Origin of the sequence: Paraburkholderia sp. BR14374, from assembly GCF_040948685.1 — a bacterium.
In the GTDB taxonomy this organism is placed as follows: Bacteria; Pseudomonadota; Gammaproteobacteria; order Burkholderiales; family Burkholderiaceae; genus Paraburkholderia; species Paraburkholderia youngii.
This window is the reverse complement of record NZ_JBFPKF010000012.1, coordinates 206940-214575: the sequence shown is the minus strand read 5'-3', so window position 1 is coordinate 214575 and position 7636 is coordinate 206940. Positions and strand designations below refer to the sequence as shown.

The window sequence follows — 7636 nt, the reverse complement described above, 5'->3', positions numbered from 1 at the left end:
TCAAGGCATTCTGGAAGCAGCGTCACCTGCTTGCGATCTTCGCCTTCTATGAATCGCTTCATCCGGTCACCCATGCTGAATGAGTTAATCCAGTCTAGGCGATCAACGCGTTTTCACACAAGCTCGACCCGAAGCGGCCGCTCACGCTGGTGTGATCTCAACGGCCGGTTGCCCGGTGGCTCCGGACGTATCGGAGATCGCCCCGCGCATTGACAGCGCGTTCGCGCTAGCTACTCGCAGAATCGCCGTCTGCGCTAAACGCCGCCCCGAACTTTCGTTCACCGCCTGTCCAGGCGCTTGCAGATGAGGAAAATGGCCGAGCCCCATGGATTCGTCACACATCAGTCTGACAACCCCAATCATTGGATGCGAGTCAACGCTGTGGTTGTCCGCATACGGCTTCGGGTGGGGATACTGCGCCTTTGAACTTAGGCCCAAGTTGTTCGCGAATACATCGGCGCCACAGATGACAGCCCGAAGCAGCTGATGCTTGCGTTCCAGTTTGAAAGCAGAGGCTAGTAAGCGCGGCGGAACAGAAAACACCGCCGGAAAGCGGAGAGCGCATCGAGATATCTGGCACGGACCTTTAGACTCGCCTCAGCAGAGCAACAGCCGGCGGGCCCACACGTTTTTGCAGGGCGGTCGAGCGCCCGCTCGCAGACTCGTCTGCGATTGAACTTCGGGTTGCAGGACACCCCGCGCGGTCTACAACGCCAAACATCAACAAGGACGTGTCGGCGGAACTGCGTACGAGGCGCGTACCGTCGCCTATAGCAGCATACCCAAAGCACCAACCAGGCCCACGCCACCCAGACCGAAAGCTCCGGAAATGACAGCCAGTCGATACCATCCGCGCGGACGATACTTCACTGGCAGTGCCACGACCGAAAGCGCGATCAACAGGCCTGTAACAAGCGGCGACAGCAATGCGTTCATGACCTGAGCAATGAGATTTAGAGCAATCAGATCCGGTACGTACCATACAAGCAGCGCACAGCCTACTACGGCCGCCACATAGAGCGCATAGAACCAGGGCGCTTTCATTGGGCGGCATTCGAGCGAGCGCCGAAGGCCGGCGACTTCTCCAACACCCCAGGCAAGGGCAAGCGACGAAACGATTGCCGACACCATCGCCGCGCCGAGTGCTCCAACGCTAAACAATACGCGTCCCGCCGTTCCACCAAGCAAATGGCTCACCGCGTCCGCGATCTGGCTTACGCTGTGTAGGGAGGCGGTTCTACTGCCATTGGCAACCAACGCGGCCATCGTTATCAGCACAGCGGCAGTGAGCGACTGGGTCAATACTGCACCGACGGCTGTCTCCAGTTTCTCGGCACCATAATCCATGCTCGACATGCCCTGCTCAACGATAGCGGACTGCTGATAAAAGACCATCCACGGACTGAATGCTGCGCCGGCCAATGCGGCAGCCAGATACATAAATGAGCCGTTGTACCAGGGAATATCCAGTACATGCCGCCATATCGTCACAGGGTCAGGTCGTGCTGCCCATGCGAAGGCGAAAAAAACCAGTTCGAAGGCGCCAATGAACAGCGCGGCATATTGCATGCGCCGGTAAGAGCCTGTCCCCGCGATCGCAATCAATGCAGTGGTGGCGAGAAACAGGGTGAGGGCACGCGGCATTCCATACAGTTCTCCAATTCCCGCAATGCCCGTGAACTGCGTGACGAGCGAGCCAATGGTTGCAATCACGAGTGCGGTCGCCGACACACAGCTCCAACCGATCCCGAACCGCTCGCGCACGAGTTCGCCGTAGCCGCGACCGGAAAAAATTCCAAGCCGTACAGTGAGTTCCTGCAAGAAATAGAGACACGGGATGAGCACAAAAAGAAGCGGTAGCAACCGGTATCCCCATGCGGTTCCCGCTTGTGCGGCAGCGACCACATTCCCGACGTCCATATCAGCGAGCATCACGAGCGTACCCGTTCCCCACACGCCAAGGGTTCTCAAGGACGCTACCGATTTCATGGCGACATGTTCTCCAGCAAATGGCCGTCGAGCGCAACCTTGCATGCATACTCCGGTCCATGCCTGAACGGTAGCGCGGAATGGTTGTTGCGCCCTTATGGATGAGCTATCTTTTGATAATGGCGAGACACCACGACGATGCCGTCGCGCACAACCGTGCACACGCATCGTCATATCAAGAGACGCGTATTTCAGTGATGGAGGTCAAAATGGCACGTCGAGATACGGAAGAGGAAAAACAGGCCGAAGCGAACGCGGCAGAGGCAACGACGGACGACACCGGACCGGCAACGGCTGACACAACCACGCAGGCCAACGCGGCCACACGCATTCGCCGCGGATTGCGTGAGCCAGCCCGTGTCGCAGCGGACGAATACAGCGGCCCTGTGATCGGATTCGTTCGCGACACAGTGAGCGGCACGCTCGTCGCGACGGGGACCGTCGCCACAGACGCAGTCGAGACTGTGCGCGACGTCCTGACAGGCACAGTACACGCGACGGAAGAGGTAGGCACTGAAGCGCTAGGTCTTGTCGGAACACTCGGGACAGGTATCGTCACCACGGTGCGGGACATTCTGGTCGGAAGCGTCGGCGGGGTCAGACAGGTGCTAGGATCAGCAGCGCCTAGCCGCGCATCCCAGACGACAGAGCGGGAACCGCTTCACGCGCGCGACGTGAGCACTTCCTGAGACGCGCGCAAGTTACCGCAGTGCACCGATGGCGTGCAGCAGAAGCCCTACCAGCCCGCCAATCAGCGTTCCGTTGATGCGAACGAACTGGAGGTCGCGCCCGACTTCCAGTTCGATCTTCGAGGTGACCGTCGCAGTGTCCCAGCCCGATACCGTGTCCGCGATAAGCAGACCAAGTTCGTGCCGCAATGCTGGAATGACGTCGAGAATCGCCTCGCGCGCACACGCAGTCAGGCGCTCACGCAAGCGTTCATCTTTCGATACGTCCCGTAGGGATCGTTGCACCGCGGCATGGAGCCTCGCTCTGACAAATGAATCGGGCAACTGCATGTCTGCGCGCAGACTCTCGAGGAGATCGCGTCGCACGCAGCCAATGCGTTGGCCGAGCGCCGCTGATTGAAGGGCCTCGTCGCGCAACGCATTCCACTTCGCAAGGTACGTGGGCGAAGCGCCCAGAGCAAGGAGTTGCTCGTGTGCCAACATACTGAGGCGGCGGCGCCAGGGATGATCCGGTGTACTCCGAACTTCGTCCAGTGCGTCGTCGAGTACGTTGATGACGGCATCGGTTACCTTCGCATCCACGGACATTCGCTGCAATATCCAGCCGGTTTCGTTCCGTACCCGGCCGCGGATCACATCCCTGTTGTCATCCACCAGCAGGCCCAGTTCCTCGAGCGCGGCGACGATGATGGTGTCGTAATCAATGCCTTGCGTCAGTCTTGCGAGCACGCCTGCCGCGAGCGGGGCCAGGTCGATTTCCCGCACGCGTTCAGAAATGATGTCGAGGGCCATCCGATCAAGCGTTTCGCCATCGAGCGCCTCGATCTCGTTCGGCACAAGGACGGTGAGATAGTCGGCGAGCTGGTCGACCTGCTGCGGTTCAGCGATCCATCGCAAGAACGGACCCGCCAGATCGACGTCGGCAAGCTTTACCGCGACCACCTCGGGCGACAGGAAGTTTCGTTCAAAGAACTGTCCGAGATTCTGAGCGATTCGAGTCTTCTTTCGCGGAATGATCGCCGTGTGCGGCAAAGGCAATCCGAGAGGGCGACGGAAAAGTGCTGTTATCGCAAACCAGTCGGCAAGCCCCCCTGCAATGCCCGCCTCGGCAAATGCCCTGACGTAGCCGAGTATTGGATGCAGACGTTCCAGCACGCCCGCGCCAGCGAAGAGCGCCGCCATTGCAACGAGAAGTCCGGTCGCGGCCAGTTTCATGTGCCGCAATTGGCGCATTCTTCCGTCGAGTTCCATTGTGGCATCCGTGCCGCCATGCAAGACCTGATTCATTGTAGAGGCAGAGGCGCTGGTTCGATCGTCGGCATGCCGACCTTATTCCTGTCTATCAACGCGGCTTCATAGTGGGGCAAATACATGAACGCACGCTTCTCCACAGCCCTGGCTCTCGACCTCCCATACGCAAACAGAGCGGCCACGGAATCTGTCAATGTCTTGCATGCACGTCTGCCCGGCCGCGTGCGTGCACATGTGCCCTGGCTTTATCGGGACCCGAAGGCTTGCGCTGCCTTCGTGAAACGGCTGGCCGCCACACGCGGCATGCTGGATGTCGACGCGAATCCATGGACGGGCAATGTCCTGCTGGTCTTCGATAAAGATGTCCCGCTCGCGCGCGCTATCCGGTGCATCGAGACCAGCGGCGCTTCAGACGACGCATATACCGCAGTCATCCCATCTCGCAGCGATGCATCCGTGCTTCACGCCGACTTTTCTAAGCACGGGCGCAGCGAACAGCGACGCCCGATCCCTCGGGTGCTCTCGGCGACCGCGCGCCCGTTTGAGGCCGCCCCTCAGGCGTGGCACGCTCTCAGCGTGAAGCAGGTGCTGTTCGCCGTCGGTTCATCGAAGCTACGCGGTTTGTCCGAGCATGCCGCACGTCGCAGACGGCTCATTCACGGGCCCAACAGGTTGCAGCCGCCGCCGCGTCGCTCAGCACTTGCAATGTTCATGAGCCAGTTCAAGAGTCTGCCCGTGCTGCTGCTGGCCGGCTCGGCCGCCGCATCGGTCGCAACCGGGGGGCTGGCCGATGCAGTCGTCATTCTGGGCGTCGTCCTGATTAACGCTACGATCGGTTATGTCACGGAATCGCGGACCGAACGCGCAATTGAGGCGCTCAGCGACTCGACGCCCCGCGAGGCGCTCGTCGTGCGAAGCGGCGTAATGCAGCGGATGGCTGCAGCTGAACTCGTCGTTGGCGACATCCTCGTATTAGCCAATGGCGCGTATGTGGCTGCCGATGCGCGCGTGATCCAGGCCCATGATCTGCGCACCGACGAATCCGCATTGACTGGTGAGAGCATGCCCGTACTCAAGTCGGCCCAGCGCATGGATCGGACCGACATCGCGCTCGCCGATCGTGCGTGCATGGTTCACATGGGCAGTGCAGTAGTCGGCGGTAGCGGTCTCGCCGTGGTGGTCTCCGTTGGAGCAGCGACCGAGTACGGCGTCATCCAGTCGCTCGTGGGCTCGACGAGGCCGCCCGCCACGCCAATGCAGCAGCAGCTGGAGCGCCTCGGAAACCTGACAGTGCGCCTGGGCGGTGCCGTGTGCGCATTGGTGTTCGTACTCGGCTTGGTGCGAGGACTCGGCGTGATGGCGATGTTCCGGGCGTCGGTATCGCTCGCCGTTGCAGCCGTTCCCGAGGGATTGCCGACGGTCGCCATGACCACGCTGGCGCTCGGCATCCGACGCATGCGCAATCACAAGGTACTGGTGCGACGCCTCGACGCGGTAGAGACGTTGGGAGCGGTTCATACAGTCTGTTTCGACAAGACGGGCACGCTTACCTTCAACCGCATGCGCGTTCTCGCGGCTCAGATTGACGACGAGCGGTGGTCCGTTGTCGATGGACTGGTCTACTCGAGCAGGCAACGCATCAACCCGTTCGAGCACGACGGATTGCTGCGCTTACTGCACGTCGCCGCGCTTTGCAACGAAGTCGAAATAAGCGGCAAGGGACGACAATATCGATTGAACGGATCGTCGACGGAAAACGCGCTAATGGAATTCGTGCTGTCGTCGGGCATCGACGCTGAGGCGCTGCGCGAGCGCCATCCGTTGGTCAGCGTCGCGCACCGCGCAGACGAGCGCAACTATATGTGTACATTGCACGGCGACGCGCGCGATGACGACCGCCTGATTGCCGTGAAGGGTAATCCCGTCGAAGTCATGACGCTGTGCAGCGAGCGTCTTTGGAACGGCGGACATGTGCCGATGACGGAAGCCGATCGCCAGGCGATACTCCAGCGCAACGTTGAGATGGGCGGCGACGCGCTACGCGTCCTCGGATTTGCCTACGCGACCGGGAGCGGAGCGCTCGGCCTCGAAACGCAGAATCTCTGCTGGCTCGGTATGCTCGGACTTGCCGACCCTGTTCGCGATGGCGCACGAGAGTTAATTGCGCTGTTGCGCGAGGCCGGCATCAAGACGGTGATGATCACCGGTGACCAGCGCGAAACGGCTCGCGCGATCGGCAGGTCGCTGGACATCGGCGCCGACGCCTTACCTCGCGTGGTCGAGTTGACCGCCGACGACAGAACGGAGTCGCCGGCATTGACCCAACTGGCGGGAAGCGCGGACATATTTGCGCGCGTCAGTGCTTCCGACAAGCTCAGGATCATCCGCGGCCTGCAAAACGAGGGTGAAGTGGTGGCCATGGTGGGCGACGGTATCAACGACGGCCCAGCCCTGAAAGCGGCCAACATCAGCATCGCGATGGGACGGCACACGACCGATCTGGCACGTGAAATCGCTGACGTCGTGCTCGAGGACGACAACATTCAAACTCTCACGGTCGCTATCGGGCAGGGGCGTACGATTTACAACAACATCCGCAAGTCGGTCCACTTCCTCGTATCGACAAACGTCAGCGAAATTATTGTCACGCTGGCTGCCGTCGGCGCGGGACTCGGCCAACCTCTGACGCCGATGCAGCTTTTGTGGATCAACCTGCTGAGCGATGTATTTCCAGCCCTTGCACTCGCCGTCGAACCGCAGGAACCCGATGTGCTCCGCACGCCGCCACGCTCCATTGGGGAGCCCATTATCAGCCGCGCAGACATGATGCGATATGGTCGCGAAGCGCTGACCATCAGTGCGGGCGCACTCGCAAGCCATGCGTTAGCCGCGGCCCGTCATGGGCCAGGCCCCGGCGCAGCAACCGTTTCTTTCATGACGTTGACGCTTGGCCAGTTGCTGCACGCCTATGGTTGCCGGTCGGATTCGCGCGGACCACTCAATATTTTCAGGCGACCGCGCAACCGTTACCTCGACCTCGCGATCGGCGGATCAATGGGGTTGCAGGTGGTAGCGGGAGCCGTGCCTGGTCTTGGCAAGCTACTGAGCATTTCTCGCATCGATATGCTCGATGCGCTGGCTGTCGCCCTTGGCGCGAGTGCGCCGTATATCGTCAACGAGGTGATGAAGCCGCCTGCCCGCGAGGAGAATGCGACCCGCACATCGCTGACATCGCACCTCCCGGTACCGCGCTAGAGCACTGCGGCTATCAAAGCGAGTGCGCAACGCTCAAGAAGTGCTTCAACCGCTTTATTGAAGAGCGCATCGGCAACAGGCGCGCCTGACGTGAGCGGTTGAGCGGACGCGGACATCAGAGGGAATGCGGGCAATCCACCTGCATCAACCAAGCCATGGGTCGCTAGTGCATCGAAAATCTTCGCGACGCTTACGATAGCCGGATCGAACCGAACGATCAGGCTACCCGTGAGTTTGTTCGCGCAAACGTCGCGCACGCCGTCGACTTCACGCAGTCGCGTCTCGACGAATCGTGCGCGCGCCTCGTTACCCTTCACGGACGCGATCTTCAGGCGAAGCCGACCGGGCACCAGGTGGTACTGCAGCGGAATATATTCTTGCATTTCACGGGCGCTTTCAGCGCGTCAATGCCGATGTACCGGCTCCGTGCGCTATTAGACCGCCGTGATGTG

General features: G+C 60.8%; 5 protein-coding genes. 2 read left to right on the top strand and 3 right to left on the bottom strand.

The genetic code is table 11. The features are described 5' to 3' along the window. Window positions 1-768: 768 nt before the first annotated feature. Window positions 769-1989, bottom strand: a complete 1221-nt coding sequence (locus AB3X86_RS25590; protein WP_368598177.1) for an NRAMP family divalent metal transporter — start codon at window positions 1987-1989, stop codon at window positions 769-771. Between the two features lie 80 nt (window positions 1990-2069). Between AB3X86_RS25590 and AB3X86_RS25585 the strand changes: the two genes are divergently transcribed. Next, window positions 2070-2678: a hypothetical protein gene (locus tag AB3X86_RS25585; RefSeq protein ID WP_368598176.1), complete on the top strand. Its 609-nt coding sequence runs from the start codon at window positions 2070-2072 to the stop codon at window positions 2676-2678. Between the two features lie 12 nt (window positions 2679-2690). Here the strand turns inward: AB3X86_RS25585 and AB3X86_RS25580 are convergent, their stop codons facing one another. Beyond that, window positions 2691-3929 (bottom strand): DUF445 domain-containing protein, encoded by a 1239-nt coding sequence (locus AB3X86_RS25580; RefSeq protein WP_368598175.1) that lies wholly within the window; start codon window positions 3927-3929, stop codon window positions 2691-2693. 120 nt (window positions 3930-4049) lie between these two features. On the opposite strand from AB3X86_RS25580, the gene AB3X86_RS25575 reads away from it, so the two are divergent. Further along, window positions 4050-7184, top strand: a complete 3135-nt coding sequence (locus AB3X86_RS25575; protein WP_368598174.1) for an HAD-IC family P-type ATPase — start codon at window positions 4050-4052, stop codon at window positions 7182-7184. On the opposite strand, the gene AB3X86_RS25570 is transcribed toward AB3X86_RS25575, so the two are convergent. Then, complete coding sequence (locus AB3X86_RS25570) at window positions 7181-7567, bottom strand: HMA2 domain-containing protein (RefSeq protein ID WP_368598173.1); 387 nt, start codon at window positions 7565-7567, stop codon at window positions 7181-7183. The genes AB3X86_RS25575 and AB3X86_RS25570 overlap by 4 nt on opposite strands. Between the last annotated feature and the right edge of the window lie 69 nt (window positions 7568-7636).

Bases quoted from the DNA above. Each gene is read 5' to 3' on its own strand.
- AB3X86_RS25590 (WP_368598177.1), bottom strand. From the start codon at position 1,989: ATGAAATCGGTAGCGTCCTTGAGAACCCTTGGCGTGTGGGGAACGGGT.
- AB3X86_RS25580 (WP_368598175.1), bottom strand. From the start codon at position 3,929: ATGGAACTCGACGGAAGAATGCGCCAATTGCGGCACATGAAACTGGCC.
- AB3X86_RS25585 (WP_368598176.1), top strand. From the start codon at position 2,070: ATGGTTGTTGCGCCCTTATGGATGAGCTATCTTTTGATAATGGCGAGA.
- AB3X86_RS25570 (WP_368598173.1), bottom strand. From the start codon at position 7,567: ATGCAAGAATATATTCCGCTGCAGTACCACCTGGTGCCCGGTCGGCTT.
- AB3X86_RS25575 (WP_368598174.1), top strand. From the start codon at position 4,050: ATGAACGCACGCTTCTCCACAGCCCTGGCTCTCGACCTCCCATACGCA.